The 2216-nt window shown below is 54.6% G+C and carries 2 protein-coding genes; both read right to left on the reverse strand.

Annotated features, from left to right (window positions below):
• Positions 1–326, reverse strand: a 326-nt coding sequence (gene rpsP, locus RMSM_RS43630) for a 30S ribosomal protein S16 (protein ID WP_081614294.1), incomplete at its 3' end; no start/stop codon positions are given.
• A 268-nt stretch (positions 327–594) separates the two neighbouring features.
• Positions 595–2067, reverse strand: coding sequence for a signal recognition particle protein (gene ffh / locus RMSM_RS23410; protein ID WP_040769149.1), 1473 nt, complete (start codon positions 2065–2067; stop codon positions 595–597).
• Between the last annotated feature and the right edge of the window lie 149 nt (positions 2068–2216).

The raw sequence follows: 2216 nt of genomic DNA on the forward strand, positions 1-2216 counted from the left end.
GGTGCTTCCGGAGCAGGCGTGTACTCTTTTCGCTTGCCCAATCGCTCGCGTGCCGCCTCTTGCTTATCAAGATGGCTACCGTTGGTGCCATACTTTTTGATGAAGGTCGCAACGCCTTCGCTTGGCTGAGCACCCACGCTCAACCAATGGTCGATTCGGTCTGACTTCAGCGTCACCCGTGCATCGGTCTCGGGGCACATTGGATCGTAATAGCCAACTTCTTCGATCACACGACCGTCACGAGGACTGCGTTGATCCATCACACATACACGAAAAAACGGGCGGTGAGTCCGGCCCATCTTCTTCATTCGAATTCTTACTGCCATTAACTGCTTCTCAATCGATACAGGGGTTTCACTTCTAGTCAGACTGCCTAGGGCGGAAAATACTTTTTCCACGCCGGGTCGGTGCCAGAACGTACTGGCATCTCTTTACTTCATCTGAATCGTTACGCTGGAATTTGGCTTCCAGCTTGCCCGCAATGCGGTTTGTGCAACTAGGCCTTAGAGCTCAACCGTAGCGAAAGTCGCCAAGACTTTCGAAGCTTCACTGTGCTTGCCGAAACTCTTGGCGAGTTTCGCTACTGCAAAACCACTAGCCTTTGCGTTTCATCTTTCGCAACATTTTGTCGCGTTCTTTCTTCCGTTTTCTTTTCTCGGCTGGCGACAATCGTTCGCCAGTCCCTTTTTTGACCTTCATCCCGCCCATTCCGGGATTGTTCAACATGCCGCTGCTTTGCATCTGCTGCATCATCTTCATCCGCCCGCCGGCACCTTGGCCCATCATGCCTTGCATCAGCGGCTTCATCATCTCGAACTGCTTGACCAACTGGGTGATCACGGGCGACTGAACCCCGGCTCCCTTGGCGATCCGCGTTCGTCGATGCGCGTCAATCAGCTTGGGATTCCGACGCTCTTCCATCGTCATGCTGTTGATCGCGCCGATGGTTTGGCGAATCCCGCCCGCAGCTTCCTCGCTGTCCATCATCTCTTTGAATTGGCCCATGCCAGGCATCAGGCCCATCATCTTGCCCATCAACCCAGGCTTGGCGACCTTTTCCATCATGTTTTTGAAATCATCGAGCGTGAAGTCGCCCGAAGCCATCTTGGCCTCAAGCTCTTCGCGTTCGCTTTCATCGACAATCCGGTGGGCTTCGCGAGCGGCGGCGACGATATCGCCCATCTGCAAAATGCGGCTCGCCATGCCTTCGGGCCGAAACGGCTCCAGAGCATCAAAGTGCTCGCCCGTTCCGATAAATTTGATCGGTACGCCAGTGACGTGCTTGACCGACAACAACGCACCACCACGGGCGTCGCCGTCCAACTTGGTCATGATCACGCCGTCCAGCTCCAACGCGTCGTTAAACGCCCCGGCACTGTTGACCGCGTCTTGACCGGTCATTCCGTCGACAACCAGATAAACTTGATCTGGCCCGACCTTTTTATCGATCTTGGCCAATTCGGCCATCAATTCGTCATCAATCGCCAACCGGCCGGCGGTGTCCAGGATGACGACGCGTGCGCCCTCGGCTTTCGCCTTGGCGACCCCGTTTTGACAAACTTTGACCGGATCTTTGTTGTCCGCTTCGCTGTAGACCGGAATGTCTAATTGGCGGCCAATGACGTGCAACTGCTCGATCGCCGCCGGACGCTGCAAGTCGGCCGCGACCAGCATCGGCTTGATGTCTTGTTCTTTGAGTAGCTGCGAAAGCTTACCACACGTCGTCGTTTTACCACTTCCCTGCAAACCGCAGAGCATGATGACGGTGGGGCCTTCGCTCTTCAAATGCAGCGAGGAATCGACTGGACCGAGGATCGAAATCAACTCGTCGTGAACGATTCGCACCAATTCTTCGTTCGGACGAAGACTTAGCAGGACTCGCTTGCCCAGTGCCTTTTCCGACACATGCCCCATGAAATCTTGGACGACGGAGTAGCTAACGTCCGCCTCGAGCATCGATTTCTGAACAATATCGAGCCCGTCGCGCATATTGCTTTCGGTAAGCTTGCCCTTGCCGGACAGGCTCTTAAAAGCAGACTGCAGACCATCAGATAGAGATTCAAACACAGGAAACTACGGGGGAAAACGAACAATCGCACAGAAGTCGGGACAAAGGGATCCCGAGCGAAGCACGGCAGTTTACGTGAGAAAGGCCGGTTTTGTAAATGCACAACGCAGAACTAGCTTGGGAATAGTCCTAGAAATCGTGGGGGCTC

The organism is Rhodopirellula maiorica SM1 (assembly GCF_000346295.1).
Classification (GTDB): Bacteria; Planctomycetota; Planctomycetia; order Pirellulales; family Pirellulaceae; genus Novipirellula; species Novipirellula maiorica.